Below are 23,537 nucleotides of genomic sequence, written 5' to 3'. Positions count from 1 at the left end.
CCCTTGCCGGCCCACACCTCGACCCGCCGCCCGACAGTTATCACACCTGGCAAAAGCCGTGAACATTGACGAACCGCTCAGCCATGCAGCCCGGTGGGCGGCGTGGGCAGGCGGTGGCGCGGCAGCCGAGACACAGGTGGGCGTCAGCACGTACTCTTTCGGCATGTCCACCCCCGCTGCGGGTGCGGCCATCCTCGCGCCGCGCCGGTCGAGCCGGTTCGTTGCCTGGGTGCGCGCGTGGCGCGCCGGGTTGGTGCCCTTCGACGAGGTCGCCGACGCCGTCGCCGGCGACGAGGAGCACCTGGTCGCCGACGCGCCCGGCACCTGGACCGACGTGCCGCTGGGGGAGGCGCTGCCCACCCTGGCCAAGCTCTCGCCCGACGAGATCCGGCTGGTGCTCCCCGCGCCGGGCGACCCCCGCGGCCTGCCCGGTCCGGGTGACTTCGCCGGCGCCGCGCTGCTCGCCGGCGAGGCGGTGATCGCCGGCGCGCTCGGGCTGATCCCCGAGGTACGCGTGCACACCTCGGGCTCCGGCGACACGTTCGAGACGTTGCTCTGGCGGGTCTACCCCCTACCGGCGAACGCCCCGGCCGCGTCGCTCACCCTGCCCGGCGCCGCCGAGGCGGAGGCGGAGCTGGCCGCCGCGCTGGCTGACACCACCGCCGCGCTCACCCGCCTCGACGTGGCCCAGTGGCGGCCCGAGCTGGCCGGTGCCCTGGAGGCACTGCGCCGTCCGGACGGCACCACCGACCTGCCCCCCGGATTCGACCCGCGGGCCCGCCGGCTGTTCGCCCGCGCCGCCGTGCTCGACCGGGTCCTCGCCCTGGCCGGGCACGCCGCACCCGGCGGCGCGATCAACAACTACGAGGCCCAGCAGCGCGACGCCGCGCTGCGCCCCCTCACCGCCGCCTGCCGCCAAGCCCTGGTGGCCGCCTGCAACGCCCCCCTACGCCCCTAACCCTCGCCCTCGCCCCCGCCCCCGCTCTCGCTCTCGCTCTCGCTCTCGCTCTCGCTCTCGCTCTCGGCAATCTTGCCTGCGGCCCGCCTCGGCGATCTTGCACTTTGGGTCGCCCTGATGCCCGTTATAGCCGATATGCGGCGACGAGAAGTGCAAGATCGCGGGCGGGGCGGGGCGGGTCAGATCTCGTCGATCAGGTCGGCAACCGAGTTGACGATGCGCGACGGGCGGTACGGGTAGCGCTCGGCCTCCGCCCGGGTGCTGATGCCGGTGAGCACCAGGATGGTCTCCAGCCCCGCCTCCAGGCCGCAGAGGATGTCGGTGTCCATCCGGTCGCCGATCATCGCCGTACTCTCCGAATGCGCGTCGATGGTGTTCAACGCCGAGCGCATCATCATCGGGTTGGGCTTGCCGACAAAATACGGCTCGACCCCGGTCGCCTTCGAGATCATCGCGGCCACCGAGCCGGCGGCCGGCAGCGCACCCTCCACCGATGGGCCGGTGGCGTCGGGGTTGGTGCAGATGAACCGGGCCCCGTCGTTGATCAACCGGATCGCCTTGGTGATCGCCTCGAAGCTGTAGGTCCGGGTCTCCCCCAGCACCACGTAGTCGGGCGCGAAGTCGCTGAGCACGTAACCCACCGCGTGCAGCGCCGTGGTCAGCCCGGCCTCCCCGATCACGTACGCCGTGCCGCCCGGCCGTTGGTCGGCCAGGAACTGGGCGGTGGCCAGGGCGGACGACCAGATGGCCTGCTCCGGCACGTCCAGGCCCATCCGGGCGAGGCGGGCCTGAAGGTCGCGCGGCGTGTAGATCGAGTTGTTGGTCAGCACCAGGAACGGCTTACCGGAGGCGCGTAGGCGCTTGACGAACTCCGGGGCGCCGGGCACCGGCTGGCCTTCGTGCACCAACACGCCGTCCATGTCGGTGAGCCAACTCTCGACGGGCTTACGGTCATGCATGGTCGTCATTCCCTGGGGTGTCGGGCCGTCCGGAGCGGTCAGGACGGGCGGCGGGGCGGGACACAGCAGACCGTAGGGCAGGCGTCCCACATCGGCAGCTCGCCGAGGCGGCGGCGCAGGTTCGCGCCGTCCGGGTCGATCCGCTCCCGCACCAGCTCCCGCACCATGGACACGAAACGCGGGTCGACGCCCGGCGTGGCGGCCCGGACGAAGTCCAGGCCGAGCTGCTTGGCCGTGTCCAGCGCCTCGGTGTCGAGGTCCCAGACCACCTCCAGGTGGTCGGAGACGAAGCCGATGGGGCTGACCACCACCCCGGTGACCCCCTGTGCGGCCAGCGTGGCCAGGTGGTCGTTGATGTCCGGCTCCAGCCACGGAACGTGCGGCGGCCCGGAGCGGCTCTGCCAGACCAGGTCGTACGGCAGATCCGGGGCGGCCGCCGCGTGCACCAGCCGGGCCGTCTCGGCGAGCTGGGCGGTGTACCGGCCGCCGTGCGGACCGGCGGTGTCTGCCGCCGAGATCGGCACGGAGTGCGCGACGAAGACGATCCGGGTGCTGTCCCGCCGCGTCTGGTCGAGCCGGGCCAGTGCCGCGCGTACCGCGTCGACGTTCGGCTCGACGAAGCCGGGATGGTCCCAGAACTGGCGCAGCTTCTCGATCACCGGCGCGTCCGGCCCGACGGCTGCCCGGGCGGCGACGATGTCCTCCTGATACTGCCGGCAGGAGGAGTACCCGCCGTAGGCGCTGGTGACAAAGGCCAACGCCCGCCGTACGCCGTCGTCGCGCATCTGCGCCACGGTGTCGGCGAGCATCGGCTTCCAGTTCCGGTTGCCCCAGTACACCGGCAGGTCGAGACCGTGCTCGGCGAAGTCCGCCCGGATCGCCGCGAGCAACTCCCGGCACTGCTGGTTGATCGGCGACACACCGCCGAAGTGCTGGTAGTGCTCGGCGACCTCGGCCAGCCGCTCCGGTGGGACGCCCCGCCCCCGGGTCACGTTCTGCAAGAAGGGCAGAACGTCGTCCGGCCCTTCCGGGCCGCCGAAGGAAACCAGCACCACCGCGTCGTACGCCATGGGCCCATTGTTGCCGGTGGCCAGCGTCACCTCGGCAACGCCCCCGGGTCCCCGGCGTCCGGGGTGTTAAGAAGGGGCCCCTGCTATACCGCAGGCGTTAACAGGGGGCCCTTCCTTACAGCTAAGCGCCGAGGGCGTGGTAGCCGCCGTCGACGTGGACGATCTCGCCGGTGGTGGCCGGGAACCAGTCCGACAGCAACGCCAGGCAGGCGCGGGCGGCCGGTTCCTGGTCGGTGAGGTCCCAGCCCAGCGGGGCGCGCTCGGACCAGGCGTCCTCGAACCGCTCGAAGCCGGGAATCGACTTGGCAGCCATCGTACGCAGCGGCCCGGCGGAGACCAGGTTGCTGCGGATGCCCTTCTTGCCCAGGTGCAGGGCGAGGTAGCGGGAGGCGGACTCCAGCCCGGCCTTGGCCACGCCCATCCAGTCGTAGACCGGCCACGCCTTGGTGGCGTCGAAGGTCAGCCCGACCACCGCGCCGCCCGGCGACATCAGCGGCAGGGCCGCGACCGCGAGGGACTTGTAGGAGTACGTCGAGACATGCAGGGCGGTCGCCACGTCCTCCCAGGAGGCGTCGAGGAAACCGCCGCCGAGGCAGCTCTGCGGGGCGAACCCGATCGAGTGCACCACCCCGTCGAGGCCGTCGACGTGCTCGCGAACCTTGTCCGCCAGCCCGGCCAGGTGCTCGGCGTTGGTCACGTCCAGCTCGATCACCGGGGCCGGCTCGGGCAGCCGCTTGGCGATCCGCTCCACCAGCGAGAGCCGTCCGTACCCGGTGAGCACGACCTGAGCGCCGTTCTCCTGGGCGAGTTTCGCCACCGAGAAGGCGATGGAGGCGTCGGTGATGACGCCGGTGACGAGCAGCCGCTTACCGGCCAGCAGTCCGGACATTACGCTCATTCCTCCGTGCTCAGGGTCAGTGGCCCATGCCGAGGCCGCCGTCGACCGGGATGACCGCGCCGGAGATGTAACCGGCGCTGTCCCCGGCCAGCCAGGTGACCACCGCGGCGACCTCGTCCGGGCTGGCCATCCGACCCGCCGGGATCGACTTGAGGATCTCCGCCTTGCGCTCGTCGGTCAGCACCGCGGTCATGTCGGTCTCGATGAAGCCCGGCGCGACGACGTTGGCGGTGATGTTGCGGCTGCCCAACTCCCGGGTGATCGAGCGGGCCACCCCGACCAGGCCGGCCTTGCTGGCCGCGTAGTTCACCTGGCCAGCGCCACCGGCGAGGCCGACCACCGAGGAGATGAAGATCATCCGCCCCCATCTGGCCCGCAACATCTTCGCCGAGGCCCGCTTGGCGCAGCGGTACGCTCCGGTCAGGTTGGTGTCCAGCACCCGGGTGAACTGCTCCTCGGACATCCGCAGCAGCAGGGTGTCGTCGGTGATGCCGGCGTTGGCGACCAGCACCTCGACCGGGCCGAGTTCCGCCTCCACCGCCGCGAAGGCCGCGTCCACCGACTCGACGTCGGTGACGTCGCACCGCACGCCGAACAGCCCCTCGGGTGCCTCGCTGCCCCGGTGGGTGATGGCCACCCGGTCGCCCTGCTTGGCGAAGTCCTGGGCGATGGCCAGACCGATCCCGCGGTTGCCGCCGGTAACCAGCACGGTACGGCCCACAGTTCCCCCTCTTTTCTGCTGATCACTCAACCGCTCGCCGAGCCTAGGGGTTACCGGTAGGTAAGCGCTAACGCCGCCCGGTCACACGGGGGTACGGCCGAGTGCGCCAGATGCTCGCGCCGGGTGTACGATGATCCGCGTTTGCGGGCCGCTCGGCGGCTCGCATCGTCCCGGAACCCGACCGCAGGAGGTGATCGCTGTGCGAGATAGCGATCCTCCCAGTCGTGGCCGGGCCGATCGCCAGCCACGCTGAGCCGCACCGCTCCGCCTGAGCTGGCCCCGCTCCCCGCGCACCCGCCCTGCCGCCCGGCGTGATACCGCCGCCCGGCCCGCGGGTTGCCACCGGCAGCCGTCCGGTCACGACTTCGTGTGTGCGCGTCCCGAACCACCCCTCGCGGTCCGTCCTGTCCCCCGGGCCGCCGAGCCGCTCACCCCGGAGCCTGTCATGAGCCGCTACGTCGCCCCGTTGGGCTTCACCCTCGCCGCCGTCTGGGTGGCCGTCCTTTTCGTACTCGCCAGCGGCACCCACTGACCTCCACCCCGCTGGCGCCGTCGATCAGAGTTGGCGGTGGTTTGATCTCCAAACCGCCCGCCAACTTCCTGATGCGGGGCGGGTCAGAGCAGGCGCGATGACCAGAGGAGACTGAGGGCGCCGGCGCAGAGAGCCAGCAGCAGGGCCGCGCCGGCGTACCACTGGGTGATCTCCCTCGGCTCGGTACGGAACCCGATCGAGCTGCCCATGTCCTGGTACACCTGCTTCAGTTCGCTGACCGTGGCCGCCTCGTAGAAGTAGCCCTCGGTGCTCTCGGCCAGCTCGGCCAGGGCGAGCCGGTCCACCGGCACCCGCTGCAACTGGCCGCCGATGTCGACATGGCCGGTGTCGGTGCCGAAGGCGATGGTGGAGACCGGCACGTTCGCCGCCTGCGCTGCCGCCGCCGCCTCCTCGACCGACCGGCCGGCCGTGCGGTACCCGTCGGAGAGCAACACGATTCGCGCCGGCGGGATCCCCGCCGCGCCGTCGGCCGGCACCGACCGGATCGCTTCCAGGCAGGTGAAGACCGCCTCGCCGGTCGCGGTCGCCTCGGCCAGCACCAGCCCGTCGATGGCGCTGGTCACCGCCGGCCGGTCCTTGGTCGGCGGCACCAGCACGTTGGCCGACTTGGCGAAGGAGACCAACCCCACGTTGTACGTCTCCGGCAGCTCCGCCACGAACTGCTTGGCCGCCTCCTGGGCCGCCTCCAGCCGGTTCGGCGGCACGTCGTCGGCCTGCATGGAGAGCGACACGTCGATGGCCAGCATGATGGTGGCCCGCTCCAACGGCTCCCGGGTGTCGATCGCCGGCCGGGCCAGCGCACCGGCCAGCACCAGCAGGGCGAGCAGGAACGCGGTCGCCGGTACGTGTCGTCGCCAACCCAGCCCTTTCGGCGCCACGGTACGCAGCAGGTCCACGTTGGTGAATCGCAGCGCGTAGTCCCGGCGGCGCAGCTGCCGCCAGACGTAGAACGCGGCCAGGGCGAGCACCGGTAGCACGGCCAGCAGCCACCACGGTTGCAGCAGTCGGATCATCTGTCGTCCGTTACCTCTCAGTGCGCTCTGACGAGCACGCGGTCACCGCGTCGTTCCCCGGGTGCGGGCGTGCCGTTGAGCGGCCACGAAGCGCACCATGTCCAGCAGCCAGTCTCGGTCCGTACGCAGTCGCAGGTGCCCGGCACCGGCGGCGCGCAACGCGGCGGATATCTCCGCGCGCTGGGCGGCGGCGGCCGCCGCGTAGCGGTGCCGCAGGCTCGGGTCGGCGGTCTGCACCTCGTGCAACTCGCCGGTTTCCGGGTCGACCACCGGAAGCACCCCTACGTCGGGCAGTTCCAGTTCCCGCGGATCGACCACCTCGATCGCCAGCACGTCGTGCCGGACCCGCAGCTTGCGCAGCGGCCGGGTCCACTGCGCCGGCGGGGCGAGGAAGTCGGAGATGATCACCGCCACGCCGCGTCGCCGGGGCGGGCGGTTGAGCATGTCGATCAGCGCACCGAGATCACCGCGGCCGGGTCGGATCTCGGTGGCGGCGATGGCACGCAGCATGCCCTGCGCCTCCCGGCGGCCGGACCGGGCGGGCAGCCGGACCAGCCGACCCGGAGCCGCCGGCGCGGGTGCCGCGCGGCCACGCTTGCGCGCGGGAAGGTCGCCGCCGCTGCCCACCACCGCCCCGATCCGGTTGCCGCCGCGCACGGTCAGGTGCGTCACGGCGGCCGCCGCCGCGATCACCACGTCCCGCTTCAGCCACCGGCCGGTGCCGAAGTCCAGGCTCGCCGACAGGTCCACCGCCAGCCACGTCTCCAGCTCACGGTCGGCCACCGTACGCCGCACGTGCAGGGTCGTGGTGCGGGCGGTGACCGGCCAGTCCATCCGGCGTACGTCGTCGCCGGGGCGGTACTCCCGCGACTCGCCCGCCTCGCTGCCCGGCCCGGGCAACAGGCCGGCGTAGTCGCCCTGCAACAGCCCGTCGAGCTTACGGGTGACCAGCAGTTGCAGCCGGGACAGCACCGCGCCGGAACGGTTGGTGACCGAATCCGGCGTGCTGTCCCGGTTGCCGGGTCGAGGGGTGGTCGAGGTCACGGCCGCTGCCCGGGCCACCCCGAGGTCGGCGCCACCGCACCCGGCGGTGTCGCCTGCTGTCGCGGGGCGACCGACGGCAACGGGATGGTCGTCAGCACCCGATGCACCACGTGGTCGGCCGGCACGTCGTCGGCGAGCGCGTCGTAACTGAGCACCAGGCGGTGCCGCAGGATGTCCGGGGCGATGTCCTGCACATCCTGCGGCAGGGCGTAGTCCCGCCCGCGCAGCAGCGCCAGGGCCCGGGTCGCCCGGACCAGACCGAGGGAGGCGCGCGGGCTGGCACCGTACTGGATCATTTGCGCGACGTCGGGCATGCCGTGCTCTGCGGGGGTACGCGTGGCCAGCACCAGCCGGACCGCGTAGTCGATCAAGGCGTTGTGTACGAACACCTGGTCGGCCTTGTGCTGTAGGGCGATCAGGTCGTCGGCGCCGAACACCGCGGCGGGCTCGGGTGCGGCCACCCCCATCCGGTAGACGATCTCCCGCTCCTCGGCGTCGGTCGGGTATCCCACGATGATCTTCATCAGGAACCGGTCCCGCTGCGCCTCCGGCAGGGGGTAGACCCCCTCCTGCTCGATCGGATTCTGCGTCGCCATCACCAGGAACGGGTCCGGCACCCGGTGACTCTCGCCACCGATGGATACCTGCCGCTCGCTCATCACCTCGAGCAGCGCCGACTGCACCTTGGCCGGCGCGCGATTGATCTCGTCGGCGAGCAGGAAGTTCACGAAGACAGGCCCCAGCTCCACGTCGAACTTCTCGCTGGACTGCCGGTAGATCCGGGTGCCCATGATGTCCGCCGGTACCAAATCCGGGGTGAACTGCACCCGGGCGAACGACCCGCCGACGACCTTGGCGAGGGTCTCCACCGCCAGGGTCTTGGCGACTCCCGGTACGCCCTCCAGCAGACAGTGCCCCCGGGCGAGCAGCGCCACGAACATCCGCTCCACCATCCGGTCCTGCCCGACGATCACCTTCTTGATCTCGAACAGCGCCCGCTCCAGCAGGGTGGCGTCCTGAGCCGGGGTGGTTGCCGGCGTGAGCGACTGCGGCTGCGTCCCGTTGGGCATCGGAGCGTCGGGCATGGTCGGCTGGGCCACCGGTCCTCCACAGCATGAATTCGGTCGTCGTGGCGTGTGCGTTACCAAGCCTCGCATGCCCGGCTGAGTACGGACGTGGGGAGCGACCGATTTTCGCCACGCCGTCCCGCGTCAGGCGAATCGCCCATCATGAGTAGACAGAAGCCGCCCCCGCGTGTGTACCATTCATTCGTCGCCGGGCGGCTTCCCCCGTGGCCGCCCGGCGCTCTCTTTCCTCTTCCGCCGACCTAGACTGGTCGGGATGAGCGACGCTGACACTCCCAGCCAGGCCCTGATCTGTTCGGCCCGCGGGTGTCGCGCCTCCGCAGACTGGTCACTGCGCTGGAACAACCCTCGTATCCACCAGCCCGAGCGCCGCAAGACGTGGCTCGCCTGCGACACGCACCGCTCGCAGCTCGGCGACTTCCTCACCGCGCGGGGCTTCCTGCGCGAGGTCACCCCGCTGGCCGGATCGCCTACCCTCGAAGGGTGAACGCCTACAACGGAGCCCCAGCTCGGTGAGCACGAGGAGTGAGCTTGCGAGCCCCGGTGTCGCATCCCGGCGGTGGCCGGGTCGGCAGCCGCGAACGAAAGGCGAGACCGGTGAGCGGTGACGGGCCGGTCGACCCACAGCCGATGCCGCCAGCGGCACCGGCTGGCCCGCTCGAACCGTGGCCGGACACGGTCCTGTGGCAGTCGATCTCGACCGACCTGATCTGGGTGGAGCTGCTGCGGCTGTCCGCCATGGTGGCCGTGGTCTCGCTGGCGCTCGGTGTCGGCTGGGCGGTCACCGGTTCCTGGCCCTTCGGCGTGGCGCTGGGTGCTTTTTTGCTGCTCGCCGTGTGGCGCGCGGTGGCCGTCGTCCGGGCGGTTCGCGCCTGGGGCTACGCGGAACGCGAGAACGACCTGCTGGTGCGGCATGGGTTGCTGGTACGCCGGCTGTCCATCGTGCCGTACTCCCGGATGCAGTTCGTCGACGTCAGCGCCGGCCCGCTGGAGCGGGCGTTCGACCTGGCCACCGTGCAGTTGCACACGGCCGCCGCAGCGAGCGACGCCCGGGTGCCGGGGCTGCGGCCCGCGGAGGCGTCCCGGCTGCGCGACCGGCTCACCGCACTCGGCCAGGACCAGGCGGAAGGGCTTTGAGCGGCCCGACCAGTCGGGGCCCGGAGCCGCCCAGGCCATCCCCCGCCGACACCCCACCACCCGGATCCGACGCCCCGCTACCCGGACCGGACGTCCCACCACCCGGACCGGACACACCACCACCCGGACCGGAGGCCCCGCTACCCGGGCACCCGCACGGCACGCCTCCCCCCGCATACCCGCTGGGCCATCCGTCCGGCGGGCCGTACCCGCCCGCGCCGCCGCCGCACCCACCCGGCCCACCGCCGTACCCACCCGGGTCGCCGCCGGACCTGCTGCACACCCGGCAGCGGCTGCATCCGTTGAGCCCCGCCCTGCACGGCGCCAAGTCACTGGTCGTGGTCATCGCCGGGCTGTCGTGGTCGACCCTGTCCCGGGTCGGGTTCGGCTGGTTCGTGGCAATGGTGGTCGTGATCGCCGTCGGAGCCACCGTGCTGGCGGTGGTGAGCTGGTACAACACCGGCTACCAGGTGGTCGGTCGGGAGTTGCGGATCCACGAGGGGTTGCTCTGGCGCCGGACCCGGGCCATCCCGCTGGAACGGCTCCAGGCGGTCGAGGTGGTACGTCCGCTGCTCGCCCAGCTCACCGGGCTGGCGGAGCTGCGGTTGGAGGTCGTCGGCGGTGGTAAGACCGAGGCGCCACTGGCGTTCCTCGGGGTCGCCGAGGCGTCGGCCCTGCGGCGACGCCTACTGGCCCTGGCGGGGGCCCGGTCCGCCACCGGGTCGGGTGCGCAGCCATCGCAGGCACCGGCGCCGGCGGCGGAGCCGCCCGTGCCACCCGGCCGGCCGCTGCACGCGGTGGACAATCGGGACCTGTTGATCAGCCAACTGCTCACCCCGCAGGCGTTCCTGCTGCCCTTCGGCGTGGTGTTCGTGGCCGCGCAGTTCCTGTCCGAGGGTTCCTGGTCGTTCATCGCGGTGGCGAGCACCCTGACCGCGATGGCCGGCATCCTGCTGCAACCCGTCCGCCGGGTGCTCGACGATTGGCGGTTCCAGCTCGCCCGCGACGAGGACCGGCTGCGAATCCGCAACGGTCTGCTCGAGACCAGGGTGCAGACCGTGCCGCTGCGCCGGGTACAGACCGTGGGTGTGACCTGGCCGCTGCTCTGGCGAATCAAGGGCTGGTTGCGGCTCCGCCTGGAGGTGGCCGGCTACGCCACCGGGGAGTCGGACCAGCGCAATCGACCCGATCGCCTGCTTCCGGTCGGTGACCTGGCGACTGGTGAGGCGATCGTGGCCGAGGTGCTGCCCGGCGTCGCCCTGTCGTCGTTGCCGCTGACCCCGCCGCCGGCCCGGGCCCGATGGGTCAACCCGCTGAGCCGCCAGGTGCTCGGCGCCGGCCTGGCCGAGCAGGTCTTCGTCGTACGCTCGGGCCTGCTCACCCGTCAGCTGACGATCGTGCCGTACGCCAGGTTGCAGAGCGTCCGGGTCGTGCAGGGGCCGGTGCAGCGCCTGCTCGGGCTGGCCACCGTGCACGCCGACACCGCCGGCGGGGCCGGCGCGGCGGCGGTGGATCGGGACCTGGCCGAGGCCTGGGCGTTGGCGGCGGAGTTGTCCGAACGCGGCCACGCCGCCCGCCTCACCACATAACCTCCACCCCACGCTGCCCTCCCCCACCCCACCCCACCCCCGCCCTCCCCGCTTCGCCCTGCGCGATCTTGCACTTTTGGTCTGGGCAAAAGCCGTGAGGGGTGCATATCGACGACCGAAAGTGCATGATCGCCGCGCGGAGTGGGCTGCGGGGTGGGGGGTGGGGGTGGGGGTGTTAGTGGGGGGTGGGGACGGGGGGTGGTGGTGCGGGCGCGTCGTGGCGGGCCGGGGGGTTGACCGGAGTGCGGCGGGCCTGGCGCTTTGCCCACCAGCGTTCGGCAAGGCCGACCACCAGGAAGGTCATCCCGACGTACGCCCAACCGACCAGCACGTCGATCACGTAGTGCTCACCGCTGTAGACCAGCGTGAAGGTCATCGCCAGCGGATACGCCAGCAGCAGCGGCCACCAGCGGCGTCGCACGTTACGCAGGAAGAACAGCACCACGAACAGCGCGAACGCGGTGTGCAACGACGGCATCGCGGCCACCGGGTTCGAGGCCAACTGCCCGGCGTTGAGCAGGTTGCCGGCGCCGTGCATGCCGAAGGCCTTCCACCCCCGGGTGGAGATCCGGGCGACCTCCTCCAGCAGGCCGTTCTGCGCCGCCCACCAGGGCGGCGCGGCCGGGTAGAGGAAGTAGGTGACCAGGCCGGTGGCGCAGAGGAAGAACCAGCGACGCATGAAGGCCGCCCACCGGCTGCGCTCGCGCATCCAGAGCACCGCTGCGGCGGCCAACGCCGCCACGAAATGCGAGAAGTACACCCAGCTGACCAGCACGTCCCACCAGCGCACCTCGGGCTGGTAGAGGTGCTGCTGCAACCAGACCGTCGGCACCTGGCCGTCCAGGGCCCAACCGAACATCAACCGGTCCGCCACGATCAACTCGTACGCGTGCGGGACCGTCCCGTCGTGGTAGGCGAAGCCACGGGAGAGGTTGTAGAGGACCAGCAGCAGCACCACCGGCACCCAATCCCGGGCGAAGCGCAGGTGGCTGCGCCACGGGCGGGCGGAGTTCCAGGCGATCGTGCCCGCCCAGATCCAGAAGAACGCGTAGACCGGGTCGGTGGGCAGACCGATGCCGAGCCAGCCCGCCACGAAGGCGATGCCCCACACCGACATCGCGATCAGACGACGGCGACCGCCGCCGGGCGAGACGGGCGGCTCGGTCGGAGCGGCGGGCTGAGAGTCGATTAGGGCAGACATCGCGGACAAGGTTAACGGGTGGAAGGAAGGGCCCCTTCTTAACGCCTCGTGTATTAAAAGGGCCCCTTCCTAACACGACCCGCGTCGCCCCGGTCCCGGCGACCGCCTACGCTGTGGCCATGCAGGAGCAGCCGGATAATGCCCTGGTGCCGGGTCTGGCCGCCCGGGTCGAGTTGACCGTCACCGACGCCGACACCGCCCAGGCGATCGGCTCCGGAGACGTGCCGGTGCTCGGCACCCCTCGGTTGCTCGCGCTGGCCGAGGCCGCGACTGTGGCGGCCACCACCCGGCAGCTGCCCATCGGATCGACCACCGTGGGCACCCGGGTCGAGCTGCACCACCTGGCCGCGACGCCGATAGGTCGGACGGTCGCGGCGCAGGCCCGGCTGACCACGGTCGACCGGCGGCGACTGGTGTTCGAGGTCGCCGTCACCGAAGGCGACCGGACCGTGGCCACCGGCGAGGTGGAACGCGTCCTCGTCGACCGACGCCGGTTCATCGAACATGCCGGACAATCGTCATGATCGGCTGTTTCGTCGAGGTCGCCGACCGGGTGCTCGTGCTGCGGGAGCCACTGCTCGCGGTCAACGTGACGCTGGTACTCGGCGACGGCGAGGCCCTGCTGGTCGACACACTCTCCACCGCCAGGCAGGCCGCCGAGCTGGGCAACGCCGTTCGCGCGGTCACCGGCGACCCGCTGACCCTGGTCAACACCCACCACCACTTCGACCACTGTTTCGGCAACGCCACCTTCGCCGCCGATCCACCCCGCCCGATCTGGGCCCACGAGCTGGCCGCGGCAGCGTTGCGCGACGAGCCGGCCCGGCTTCGCCAGGAGGCGTACGCGGAACTGCGCGACGGTCAGCCCGAGCTGGCCGCCGAGTTGCCGGACACCACGCTGCTGGCCCCCACCCACACCGTGCGTACCGAGGCGGCGCTCGACATCGGTGGCCGGCGGGTGCTGCTGCGTCACCCCGGCCGTGGGCACACCGACGCCGACCTCGTGGTGCACGTGCCCGATGCCGACCTGCTGGTCGCCGGTGATCTGGTCGAGCAGTCCGGCCCGCCGGCATTCGAGGACTCGTACCCGTTGCAGTGGCCCGACACGCTGGCCGAGCTGCTGCGCTGGTGCACCGTCGACACGGTGGTGGTGCCCGGCCACGGCGAGGTGGTGGACGCCGGGTTCGTCCGGGCCCAGCACGCCCAACTGGTCGAGCTGGCCTGGCTGATCCGGGCCGGGCACACCGGCAGCGCCCCGCCGGAGCGGATCGCCGCCGATGCACCGTTCCCGGCCCGTCCCGCCCTGATCGCCGCCCGACGCGGCTACGCCGAACTGGACGGCACGGCCGGCTGACGCCCGCGGTCGGGACGCCCGCCGGCGGACACCCGCAGACGCCCCGCGATCAGGATGCCCGCGATCAGGACGCCGGAGGATACCTGCGGACGCCCGCGATCAGGGCGCCCGCGACGAGGGCATCGGCTCCGGGCAGGGCACGTTCGGCCCGGCTCGCCTCAGGCGGGGAAGCGTTCGAGCACCTCGGCCCGGGTGGGCATGGCGACGGCGCCGCCGGGCCGCTCACAGACCAGCCCGGCGACCCGCAACGCGAAGGCGACCCGCTCGTTCCAGCCGCCCGGGTCGGCCGGCGCACCGTCGACCAGCAGGTCGGCGACGAGCGCGGCCATCACCGAGTCGCCCGCACCGGTGGCATCGACTGCGGTCACCTTCGGTGCGGGTACGCGTACCGGATCGGCATCGGCGGCGGCGACCACCGCACCTGCAGCACCCAGGGTGACCACGACGGTGCCGGCGCCCAGTTCCCGCAGGTACGCCGCCACCCCCTCGACCGGCTCGCCGGGATAGAGCAGCCCGGCGTCGGCGACGCTCAGCTTGACCAGATGCGCCCCGGCGGCGAACTCGGCGACCACCGCCCGCAGCCCGGCCAGCGCCGCCGGGCCGTCCAGCAGCCGGGGGCGAACATTGGGGTCGAACACCCGCAACCCCGGCGTCAGCGACCAGGCCCGCCGGGCGGCGGCCAACATCGCCGGCGCCAGCAGCACTATCGAGCCGCAGTAGAGCACGTCCGCCCCCTCAAGCAGGGCGACGTCGAGGTCCTCGGGCGTGAGCCGGGAGTAGGACGGTGGATCGCCGTAGAACCGAAAGTCCGGCTCGGCGCCCGAGAAGGTGGCCACCGCCAGCGTGGTCGGCACGGCCGCGGTGACCGTCCCGGCCAGGCCGACGCCGGCGGCGGCGAGGAAGGCACGGATCCGGTCGGCGAGTACGTCGTCACCGAGGGACCCGACGAACTGCACCGCGCCACCGAGCCGGGCGACGCCGACCGCGACGTTCAGCGGCGCACCTCCGATGGCCTGCCGGTAGACCGGAACGCCGTCACACTCGGTGTCGAGCAGGTCGACGAGCGCCTCGCCGAGTACCACCGCGTACCCCATCTGGAGTCCTTTCCGTTCGGCCGGTTGTGATGCTCCAGGCTGGCACAGCCGTTGCCGGTCGGGCGTGGAAGCCACGGTATCGGTGGCGGGACGGTCGACGTGAGCAGGCCACTTGGCTCATCGAGAGACGACTATTGCGCAAAGCCACTCGGCATGTTGGGATAGGCATGCCGAGTGGCGCGGGGCTGCGCGCCACCGGCGCCGGGTTCATCACACGCGAGGGCATTCACAACGCGTCGACAGGCATCGGCGGCCGCCCTTTGGGCGCAGTCGCCGCATCGTCGCATCCGTCCACATAGCGGGGCGGTCTCTCTCGCCACCCGCTCATTCTGGCGGGGCCATCCTCTCGAAGGTGCCCCCGCGAGTCAGGAGAACCTGTGCAACTGCACCGTCCTCGTCTGGCCGCGCTGCTGGTCGCGGCCGTCACCCTTGTCGCGAGCGCGGTCGTCGTGATCGCTCGCCCCGACCCGGCCGCCGCGCACGGCGCGGCGATGACGCCGGGCGCCCGTACCTACCTTTGCTGGCGCGACGGCCTCACCCCCACCGGGGAGATCCGTCCGCAGAACCCGGCCTGTGCCGCTGCGGTCGCCCAGAGCGGGACCAACTCGCTCTACAACTGGTTCAGCGTGCTGCGCTCGGACGCCAACGGGCGGACCGTCGGCTTCATCCCCGACGGCCAGCTGTGCAGCGGCGGCGCCACCGGCTTCCGCGGCTACGACCTGGCCCGCGACGACTGGCCGCTGACCCACCTGACCGCGGGCCGGACGATGGAGTTCCGTTACAGCAACTGGGCCCACCACCCGGGCACGTTCTACTTCTACGTGACCAAGAACACCTGGAGCCCGACCCGGGCGCTGGCCTGGAGTGACCTGGAGGAGCAGCCGTTCCTGACGGTGACCAACCCGCCGCAGCGGGGCGCGGTCGGCACCAACGACGGCCACTACTACTTCACCGGCACTCTGCCGGCCAACAAGAGCGGCCGGCACATCATTTACTCGCGGTGGGTCCGCTCGGACAGCCAGGAAAACTTCTTCGGCTGCTCCGACGTGACCTTCGACGGTGGCAACGGTGAGGTGACCGGCATCGGCTCCGGGGGCACCCCGCCGAACCCGACCACTGCGCCGCCGAACCCCACCACTGCGCCGCCGAACCCGACCACTGCGCCGCCGAACCCGACGACCCCGCCGCCCGGCAACGGTGCCTGCTCGGCCACCATCAAGGTGACCAACAGCTGGTCCGGTGGGTTCCAGGCCGAGGTCGAGGTCAAGAACACCGGCAGTGCGACGTTGAACGGCTGGACCGCGACCTGGAGCTGGCCTAGCGGTCAGCAGATCAGCCAGGTCTGGAACGCGACCCACACCACGTCCGGTTCGTCGGTGACGGCCCGCAACGTGTCGTACAACGGCACCCTCGGAGCCAACGCCAGTACGACGTTCGGCTTCCTCGCCAGCGGCAACAGCGCAACGCCCACGGTCACCTGCAGCTGACCGTGATCAGGTGTTAAGAGGGGCCCCCTGCTATACGCGAGGCGTTAACAGGGGGCCCTTCCTTGCACTCTCAGCGGACCATGGAGCCGACGACGGGCTTGGTGAGCAGGGCGGACTGGTTACGCTGGATGCCCGGGTCCAGCGTCTTGGCGACGAAGATCGCGTGCCAGATGCAGAAGATCAGCACGGTCCACACCTTGCGGGAGTGATCGAACTCCTCCCGCTTGTGCTCCTCAAGCAGGCGCAGGGCGTACGACAGGTCGAGCAGTTCCCCGGCGCCCGAGGTGGTCAGCACGTGCCGGGCCCACTCGTACATCTCGCCGCGCAGCCAGACCCGCGTCGGGGTCGGGAAGCCCAGCTTCTTGCGGTTGACGATGGCCGGCGGGACCACGCCCTGCAACGCCTGCCGCATGGCGAACTTGGTGGTGTCCGAGCGCGGCGGCAGCTTCAACTCGACCGGGATCTTCGCCGCCACCTCGAACACCTCGCGGTCGAGGAACGGCACCCGCACCTCCAGTGAGTGCGCCATGGAGATCCGGTCGGCCTTGACCAGGATGTCTCCGCGCAGCCAGGTGTAGAGGTCGACGTACTGCATCTTGGTGACGTCGTCCAGCTCGGTGCACTCGGCGTAGATCGGCGCGGTGACGTCGGTGTATCGCACCGACGGGTCGTAGCGGCGCAGCAGGTGCTGCTTCTCCTCCTCGGTGAACATCCGCGCGTTGCCGTAGTAGCGCTCTTCGATCGGGGTGGTGCCGCGCTCCAGGAAGCTCTTGCCCTTGACCCCCTGCGGGATCGCCTTGGAGACCGCCCGCAATCCCTTCTGCACCCCGCCGGGCAGCCCGTTGACGCTGCTCAGCGAAAGCGGCTCGCGGTAGATCGTGTACCCGCCGAAGAACTCGTCGGCGCCCTCGCCGGAGAGCACCACCGTGACGTGCTCGGCGGCCTTCTTGGCGACGAAGTAAAGCGGCACCAGCGCCGGATCGGCCACCGGGTCGTCCAGGTGCCAGACGATCTTCGGCAGCGCCTCCATCATGTCCTGCGGCCCGATTTTGGTCGGGATGGTGGTCACGTCGAGGTGGCGGGCCGATTCCTGGGCGACGTCGATCTCCGAGTAGCCCGGCACGTCGTACCCGACGGTGAAGGTGAGGATGTTCGGGTTGAACTCCCGCGCGAGGGCGACCACCGCGGTGGAGTCGATCCCGCTGGACAGGAAGGAGCCGACCGGCACGTCCGAGCGCATGTGCATGCGTACGCTCTCGCGCAGCGTCTCCCGGATCTCGTGGTAGAGCTTCTGCTCGTCGGCGACCGGGGCGGGCCGGAACACCGGGCGGTACCAGCGGCGCACGTCGATCCGCCCGCCCGGGGCCCAGGTGAGGTACTCCCCCGAGCCGATCCGGCTGATCCCCTTGTGCAAGGTGCCCGGCTCGGGGACGTACTGGAGGGTCAGGTAGTGGCTGAGGTTCGCCGTGTCGACCCCGGCGTCCCCGGCGTACGCGGACTGCGCGAAGGGCAGCAGCGCCTTCTTCTCCGAGGCGAGGTAGAGCCCGTCGGCGGTTTCGAGGTAGTGCAGCGGCTTGATGCCGTAGTAGTCCCGGGCGCCGAACGCGCGACGCTCCTGCCGATCCCAGATCACGAAGGCGAACATGCCGCGCAGCCGGGTCAGCACCCGCTCGCCCCAGTAGTGGAAGCCGGCGACGATCACTTCGCCGTCGCCGTTGGTGGCGAACCGGGCACCGTGCTCGCGGATCAGCTCCTCGCGCAGCTCGATGTAGTTGTAGATCTCACCGTTGAAGGTCAGCAGGTAACGCCCGTCGGCGTACGGCAGTGGCTCGTGACTGAGCGCGACGTCGATGATGGCCAGCCGCTTGTGGGCGAACACCCCGTCCGCATACTGGCCGGTGGCGTCCCCGACCACCTCGACACCGGTCTCGTCCGGGCCTCGGTGGTGCAGGCATTCCAACGCTCCGGCGATGTTGTCGCGGTGGGCGGCGGCGTTGCCGCGCGCACTGAAAAAAGCCAGGAGTCCGCACATGGTCGTCATCTTTTCACGCGGGGCGATCGGGCGGAGCGGCACCGCCGCCCTCGCCCGGCACCACCTCGTACCACCTGGTAGGCGACGCGCGGAGCGGGCCCTGCGCTCGCCGGCTCCGTCGGCCGAGACCGGCCGGCTCGGGCTTTCCTCGGGTACGCGGTACCGTCGGGATCAGCAGCGAGGCGAAGGGAGCGGGGCATGACCGAGGAACGCACCGACGGCAAGGCGGCCGACGGCACCGAGTCGCACGACCCGGATTTCCCACCGGCCTTCCTGTCGTTCATGCGGGAGGGCTGGCGGGACAGCACGCTGCCGGTCGGCCCACGCCCGGAGGTGCCGAACTACGCCAAGCGCCGGGCCGCCCTGTCGGCGGCGTTCCCCGGAGAGACGCTGGTAATCCCCACCGGCCCGCAGAAGGTACGCGCCAACGACACCGAGTATCGGTTCCGCCCGGGCAGCGACTTCGCGTACCTGACCGGTGATCACGATCCGGACAGCGTCCTGGTGCTGCGCCCCAACGGCTCCGGCCACGACGCCACCCTGTACATGCGGCCCCGTTCATCCCGCCAGACCGACGAGTTCTTCCGCAGTCGCAACGGCGAGCTGTGGGTGGGCCGCCGGCACACCCTGGCGGAAAAGTCGGCCGAGCTGGGCCTGCCCACCGCCGACCTGACCGAGCTGGAGACGGCCCTGGCCGGACTGGCCCCGGCCCGGACCAGGGTGCTACGCGGCTTCGACGCGAGCGTGGACGCCGCCGTACGCCCGTACGACGGTCCGCGGGAGGAGGGCCAGCCGGCCCGCGACCGCGAGTTGGCGATCGCCGTCGCGGAGCTGAAGCTGGTCAAGGACGAGTGGGAGATCGGCCAGCTCCAGGACGCGATCGACGCCACCGTACGCGGTTTCGAGGACGTGGCCCGCGTGCTGCCGGCGGACCGGGGCGTTTCGGAACGGCTGCTGGAGGGGATCTTCGCACTGCGCGCCCGGCACGACGGCAACGACGTCGGCTACGGTTCGATCGTCGGCGCCGGCGCGCACGCCACGATCCTGCACTGGGTGCACAACCACGGCGTCACCCGACCGGGTGAGCTGCTGCTGATGGACATGGGCGTGGAGGGGCACAACCTCTACACCGCCGACGTGACCCGGGTCCTGCCGGTGAACGGCCGCTTCACCGCCCTCCAGCGCCAGGTCTACGACATCGTGTACGCCTCGCAGCAGGCCGGCATCGACTTCATCAAGCCGGGCGTGAAGTTCAAGGACGTCCACCTGACCTGCATGCGGGTGCTCGCCGAAGGGCTGGCCGACCTGGGACTGCTGCCGGTGAGCGTGGACGAGGCGATGGACGAGAAGTCCACCGTCTACCGGCGCTGGACGCTGCACGGCTTCGGGCACATGCTCGGCATCGACGTGCACGACTGCTCGAACGCGCGCAAGGAGGCCTACCGGGACGGCACCCTGGGCGAGGGGTACGTGCTCACCGTCGAGCCGGGGCTCTACTTCCAGCCGGAGGACGACCTGGTCCCGGAGGAACTGCGCGGCATCGGCATCCGGATCGAGGACGACGTCCTGGTCACCACCGACGGCGCGGTGAACCTGTCGGCGGGCCTGCCGCGCCGGGCCGACGAGGTGGAGACCTGGCTGGCCGAACAGCGCGCCGCCGGCCCACGCCTTCCAGGCTGACCCAAACCGATCCACCGCGAACGGGCCGCCGGCCGGGGCACACCCCGGCAGGGCGGCCCGTGGGTCTGTCTGATCGCGGGATGAATGTGACGGTTTTCCGCGTATGACCCCACTCGCGAGGATCCTTCTCATATGGTGGCAATCGGAGCTGCAAAGCCATTTGCAGCTATGGCTCCGGCGGCGGCCTGCACGTCTTCGTCGACGGCGGGCAACTGGGAAGCACCACCACATAGAACGGGGCTCCTCCGCACCGGTGACGGCGCGGAGGAGCCCCAACCTCGCCGGCTCGTCACCCGGATCCGGCAGCTGACGCACTGAGCGATCTGGCACCGGATAGGCACAGCCCGCCCCGCAGCACACCAAATGCGGGGTTTTTTCGTATATGAGCACGAGGCGAGGATCCTTCTCATACGGTGCATCTGGGAGCTACAACCGATTTGTAGCAGGGGACGCTCACCTGCGCGTGACGACCCTGTCTGGCACGACGAGAGGGCAGAGAGCTCCGATGTCCAACTACGTAGCTAAGAACAACGCCGCCGAGCCGGCGGAGGCGCCCAAGCGGCGCCGCAAGCTCTGGCTCGCCAGCGGCATCGCCGGTCTCACCGGCGTGGTCAGCATCGCCGCCGTCGGTGTCGCCACCGGCGCCGGCGCGGTCGGCTCCGAGGGTCTGCGCTGGTCCACCACACAGCAGGTCAGCAAGAACGGCGACCGGGGCGCGGCGGAGCGCGAGAAACACCAGGGGAAGAAGGACGGCGAGGAACACAAGGGCAGGGAAGGCGGCGAGGAACACAAGGGGAAGAAGGGCAGCGAGGAATACCAGGGTAAGGAAGACGAGCGCGAGCACCGCGGCAAGGAGGTGCCCTGCGACTCGGACAAGCTGATCCAGGCGATCATTTTCGCCAACGAGAACCACGGCGGCGTGCTGGAACTGGCCAAGGACTGCACCTACAGGTTGACCCGGTCCGACAAGCACGGCAACGGCCTGCCGGTGATCAAGGAGAACATCGTGCTCAAGGGGCACGAAACCAAGATCGTCCGGGATGCCACCGCACACCACTTCCGCATTCTCACGGTGGGCCGGGGCGGGCACCTGACCGTGAAGGGTCTGACCATCAAGGGTGGCCAGACCGCGCACCACGGTCTGCACGGCGACACCGCCGAAGCGGTGTGGTCACGGTTCTCCAACTCGGTCGAGGCGACCAAGGCCGCCGAGGCCGGCAAGGATTACCTGCCGCTGTTGCAGGCCAAGCCGACGGGCGAGGCGCTCAAGGCCGCGAAGGCCAAGGCCGAGGCAGCGACGCTGCTGGACGGGGGATTGCACGCCGGCGGCGGCGTCCTGGTCCACGCGGGTGGAACGGCAAAGTTCGAGGAGACCCACATCCTGGGCAACCAGGCCAGCAGCCTCGGCGGCGGAATCGCCAACTTCGGCCGGACCAGCCTCCTGCACACCACGGTCGCCGACAACACCGCCTTCTTCTTCGGCGGCGGCATCTTCAACGCCGGCGTCCTCCAGGTCAACCAGTCACGGGTGATCAACAACGACGCCGGCATCGGCGGTGGCGGGATTGCCAACGGCGCGGCGTTCATCTTCCACCCGGACATCGACGGCGGCACCACCTGGATCGAGAAGACCGAGATCGCCAGAAACGAGACGCTCGGCTTCGGTGGCGGTCTGCTCGACATCGAGGGCACCAGCGCCGTCGAGCACTCCAAGATCGCCGACAACACCGCGGCCCTGGCCGGCGGCGGGGTGGCTTCGGCGGGCGACAGCAACTTCGAGCTGACGCACGTCGAGATCGCCGGCAACTCCACGGTCGGCGTGGGTGGTGGCCTCGCCCTGGCGCTCGGCGCGATCGCCAACGTCGAGGAAAGCAAGATCGTCGCTAACAAGGCCGGCTTCTTCGGCGGCGGGGTGTTCACCGCCATCAGCGAGGCCACCTTCCGCAGGAGCGAGATCAGCGGCAACCGGGCCGTCGGACCGCTGGGCGTCGGCGGTGGCATCTTCACCGTCATCTCCGAGATCGACCTCGACAAGACGCGGGTCGCGCACAACTTCGCGACTCTCCGCCCGGGTGGCATTTTCAGCTTCCTGAGCGATGTCGACGTGGATGACAAGTCTGCCATCACGGCCAACAAGCCGACCAACTGCGAGGGCACGCTGACGCCGGTCCCGCGCTGCTTCGGCTGATCGCCTGACGGACGGCCAACGGCCGTACCTGGGCTACCCGGCCCCCTCCCCGCACAGCGGGGAGGGGGCCTCTTCACGTCGGCGCATCGCGACCGTCCGCTCCGGACCGGACGGTCACACCGCGTCACGATCCCCGGATCGAGCAATCGTCTGATGATTACCGAGGGTCAACATGATTCAAAACGGTGGCGCGTCGCGGAAGCGGCGCGCCACCCGCTACAACAGCGCGGCGTCCCACACTTTCGTTACAGCCGTTGACGGGATACATCACATGTTTATAGCCTTGCCGTCACCTCACCAAGACGCCCATCACTTCCCCCCATCCACACCGGATCCCCCGCCGCCGCTTCATCGCCGTCGAGCCCGAAACACCATTGGCGGAACCGGGGCCGACCTCCCGGCAAGGAAGACCCGTCCCTCGTGGAGGACCGTAATGTCAGATCTGACCCGAAGGCAGCTGCTCAGATTCGGCGCAGTCGGCGCCGGAGCCGCCCTGTTCCCGATGCCGTGGACGGCCGTGGCCCGCGCGTCGTCCGTCGCACCCCCGCAGGTACGCGCCGCCGGAGACCTGGCGCTCTGGTATGACCAGGCCGCCGGCACCGACTGGCTGCGGGCATTGCCGATCGGCAACGGCCGGCTCGGCGCCATGGTGTTCGGCAACGTCGACGCCGAGCGGCTGCAGCTCAATGAGGACACCGTCTGGGCCGGCGGCCCGTACGACTCGAGCAACCCTCGGGGTGCCGAAGCCCTCCCGGAGATCCAGCGTCTGGTCTTCGCCAACCAGTGGACCCAGGCGCAGAACCTGGTCAACCAGACGATGATGGGTAACCCTCCGGGCCAGCTCGCGTACCAGACCGTGGGCAACCTGCGGTTCACCTTCCCCGGTCCCAGTGGCGTGTCGGAGTACCACCGACAACTGGACCTGACCACGGCGACCGCGTCCGTGACGTTCCTGCGTGACGGCGTGCGGTACCAGCGGGAGGTGATCGCCAGCGCGCCGGACCAGGTGATCGCCATGCGGCTGACCGCCGACCGCCCCGGCTCGATCACGTTCACCGCTCGGTTCGACAGTCCGCAACGGACGACCGTGGCCAGCCCGGACGGCGCCACGATCGCCCTCGACGGGGTGTCCGGCAACCAGGAGGGCGTGGCCGGCCAGGTCAGGTTCCTGGCGCTGGCTCGGGCCGTCGTCGAGGGCGGCAGCGTCGGCAGTTCCGGCGGCACGCTGACGGTGACCGCTGCGGACGCCGTGACGCTGCTGATCTCGATCGGCTCGAGCTACGTCAACTTCCAGGACGTCAGCGGCGACCACCAGGGCATCGCTTGGGGTCACCTCAACGCCGCCGAGGGCACCCCCTACGACAAGCTCCGCCGCCGGCACGTGGCCGACTACCAGAAGCTGTTCGGGCGTACGGAGCTCGACCTGGGCCGCACCGAGGCGGCCGACCAGCCGACCGACGTACGGATCGCCCAG

Annotated in this window: 21 protein-coding genes; 11 read left to right on the top strand and 10 right to left on the bottom strand. The window is 70.8% G+C overall.

The genetic code is table 11. The features are described 5' to 3' along the window. Positions 1-163: 163 nt before the first annotated feature. Entirely contained in the window at positions 164-958 is a 795-nt protein-coding gene (locus tag Vqi01_RS11715; RefSeq protein ID WP_204034774.1) for an Rv1486c family protein, read from the top strand. Positions 959-1,137: 179 nt separating this feature from the next. On the opposite strand, the gene Vqi01_RS11710 is transcribed toward Vqi01_RS11715, so the two are convergent. The 4 genes from Vqi01_RS11710 to fabG all read right to left on the bottom strand — a co-directional run bounded on the left by Vqi01_RS11710 (position 1,138) and on the right by fabG (position 4,606). Then, positions 1,138-2,007 (bottom strand): HAD-IIA family hydrolase, encoded by an 870-nt coding sequence (locus tag Vqi01_RS11710; protein WP_204034773.1) that lies wholly within the window; start codon positions 2,005-2,007, stop codon positions 1,138-1,140. Further along, complete coding sequence (locus tag Vqi01_RS11705) at positions 1,956-2,987, bottom strand: ferrochelatase (protein ID WP_204034772.1); 1,032 nt, start codon at positions 2,985-2,987, stop codon at positions 1,956-1,958. The genes Vqi01_RS11710 and Vqi01_RS11705 overlap by 52 nt, the downstream gene beginning before the upstream one ends. A 121-nt stretch (positions 2,988-3,108) precedes the next feature. Next, positions 3,109-3,876, bottom strand: coding sequence for an enoyl-ACP reductase FabI (gene fabI, locus Vqi01_RS11700; RefSeq protein ID WP_204034771.1), 768 nt, complete (start codon positions 3,874-3,876; stop codon positions 3,109-3,111). A gap of 25 nt (positions 3,877-3,901) precedes the next feature. Next, positions 3,902-4,606 carry a beta-ketoacyl-ACP reductase gene (gene fabG, locus Vqi01_RS11695; protein ID WP_204034770.1) on the bottom strand — a complete coding sequence of 235 codons (705 nt, stop codon included), beginning with the start codon at positions 4,604-4,606 and terminating at the stop codon, positions 3,902-3,904. A 367-nt stretch (positions 4,607-4,973) separates the two neighbouring features. Between fabG and Vqi01_RS11690 the strand changes: the two genes are divergently transcribed. Continuing rightward, positions 4,974-5,138: a hypothetical protein gene (locus Vqi01_RS11690; RefSeq protein WP_204034769.1), complete on the top strand. Its 165-nt coding sequence runs from the start codon at positions 4,974-4,976 to the stop codon at positions 5,136-5,138. A gap of 83 nt (positions 5,139-5,221) precedes the next feature. On the opposite strand, the gene Vqi01_RS11685 is transcribed toward Vqi01_RS11690, so the two are convergent. Genes Vqi01_RS11685 through Vqi01_RS11675 form a run of 3 tightly spaced genes read right to left on the bottom strand, consistent with a single transcriptional unit; the run spans position 5,222 to position 8,316 of the window. Beyond that, positions 5,222-6,172: a VWA domain-containing protein gene (locus Vqi01_RS11685; RefSeq protein ID WP_204034768.1), complete on the bottom strand. Its 951-nt coding sequence runs from the start codon at positions 6,170-6,172 to the stop codon at positions 5,222-5,224. Positions 6,173-6,214: 42 nt separating this feature from the next. Next, entirely contained in the window at positions 6,215-7,234 is a 1,020-nt protein-coding gene (locus Vqi01_RS11680) for a DUF58 domain-containing protein (protein ID WP_204034767.1), read from the bottom strand. Then, positions 7,213-8,316, bottom strand: coding sequence for an AAA family ATPase (locus Vqi01_RS11675; protein ID WP_204034766.1), 1,104 nt, complete (start codon positions 8,314-8,316; stop codon positions 7,213-7,215). Before Vqi01_RS11675 ends, Vqi01_RS11680 begins: the two co-directional genes overlap by 22 nt. 241 nt (positions 8,317-8,557) lie before the next feature. Here Vqi01_RS11675 and Vqi01_RS11670 point away from each other — a divergent pair, with 241 nt between their 5' ends. From Vqi01_RS11670 to Vqi01_RS11660, 3 genes are all read left to right on the top strand, one after another. Then, positions 8,558-8,788 (top strand): hypothetical protein, encoded by a 231-nt coding sequence (locus Vqi01_RS11670; protein WP_204034765.1) that lies wholly within the window; start codon positions 8,558-8,560, stop codon positions 8,786-8,788. A 143-nt stretch (positions 8,789-8,931) separates the two neighbouring features. Then, a complete protein-coding gene (locus tag Vqi01_RS11665; RefSeq protein ID WP_204034853.1) occupies positions 8,932-9,438 on the top strand; it encodes a PH domain-containing protein in 507 nt (168 codons plus the stop codon). A 182-nt stretch (positions 9,439-9,620) separates the two neighbouring features. Then, entirely contained in the window at positions 9,621-11,027 is a 1,407-nt protein-coding gene (locus tag Vqi01_RS11660) for a PH domain-containing protein (protein WP_204034852.1), read from the top strand. Between the two features lie 175 nt (positions 11,028-11,202). On the opposite strand, the gene Vqi01_RS11655 is transcribed toward Vqi01_RS11660, so the two are convergent. Further along, positions 11,203-12,228, bottom strand: coding sequence for a phosphatase PAP2 family protein (locus Vqi01_RS11655; RefSeq protein WP_204034764.1), 1,026 nt, complete (start codon positions 12,226-12,228; stop codon positions 11,203-11,205). A 119-nt stretch (positions 12,229-12,347) separates the two neighbouring features. On the opposite strand from Vqi01_RS11655, the gene Vqi01_RS11650 reads away from it, so the two are divergent. Next, positions 12,348-12,752 (top strand): thioesterase family protein, encoded by a 405-nt coding sequence (locus Vqi01_RS11650; RefSeq protein ID WP_204034763.1) that lies wholly within the window; start codon positions 12,348-12,350, stop codon positions 12,750-12,752. After that, positions 12,749-13,582, top strand: a complete 834-nt coding sequence (locus Vqi01_RS11645; protein WP_204034762.1) for an MBL fold metallo-hydrolase — start codon at positions 12,749-12,751, stop codon at positions 13,580-13,582. The genes Vqi01_RS11650 and Vqi01_RS11645 overlap by 4 nt, the downstream gene beginning before the upstream one ends. Positions 13,583-13,740: 158 nt before the next feature. Here Vqi01_RS11645 and Vqi01_RS11640 read toward each other — a convergent pair whose 3' ends face one another. After that, positions 13,741-14,676, bottom strand: coding sequence for a PfkB family carbohydrate kinase (locus Vqi01_RS11640; protein WP_204034761.1), 936 nt, complete (start codon positions 14,674-14,676; stop codon positions 13,741-13,743). A gap of 383 nt (positions 14,677-15,059) precedes the next feature. On the opposite strand from Vqi01_RS11640, the gene Vqi01_RS11635 reads away from it, so the two are divergent. Further along, positions 15,060-16,163, top strand: coding sequence for a lytic polysaccharide monooxygenase auxiliary activity family 9 protein (locus tag Vqi01_RS11635; protein ID WP_372444349.1), 1,104 nt, complete (start codon positions 15,060-15,062; stop codon positions 16,161-16,163). 70 nt (positions 16,164-16,233) lie between these two features. Here the strand turns inward: Vqi01_RS11635 and asnB are convergent, their stop codons facing one another. Beyond that, the gene (asnB, locus tag Vqi01_RS11630) at positions 16,234-18,195 is read right to left on the bottom strand and encodes an asparagine synthase (glutamine-hydrolyzing) (RefSeq protein WP_204034759.1); all 1,962 of its coding nucleotides are present in this window, start codon (positions 18,193-18,195) and stop codon (positions 16,234-16,236) included. A gap of 198 nt (positions 18,196-18,393) precedes the next feature. On the opposite strand from asnB, the gene Vqi01_RS11625 reads away from it, so the two are divergent. From Vqi01_RS11625 to Vqi01_RS11615, 3 genes are all read left to right on the top strand, one after another. After that, positions 18,394-19,875: an aminopeptidase P family protein gene (locus Vqi01_RS11625; protein ID WP_204034758.1), complete on the top strand. Its 1,482-nt coding sequence runs from the start codon at positions 18,394-18,396 to the stop codon at positions 19,873-19,875. Between the two features lie 505 nt (positions 19,876-20,380). Continuing rightward, the gene (locus tag Vqi01_RS11620; protein ID WP_204034757.1) at positions 20,381-22,063 is read left to right on the top strand and encodes a hypothetical protein; all 1,683 of its coding nucleotides are present in this window, start codon (positions 20,381-20,383) and stop codon (positions 22,061-22,063) included. Positions 22,064-22,496: 433 nt separating this feature from the next. Continuing rightward, the coding region (locus Vqi01_RS11615; protein ID WP_204034756.1) for a glycoside hydrolase family 95 protein at positions 22,497-23,537 on the top strand (1,041 nt) is incomplete at its 3' end.

The organism is Micromonospora qiuiae (genome assembly GCF_016863555.1).
Lineage (GTDB): Bacteria > Actinomycetota > Actinomycetes > Mycobacteriales > Micromonosporaceae > Micromonospora > Micromonospora qiuiae.
The sequence above is the reverse complement of the archived record's forward strand: the minus strand, read 5'-3'. Positions and strand labels throughout refer to the sequence as shown.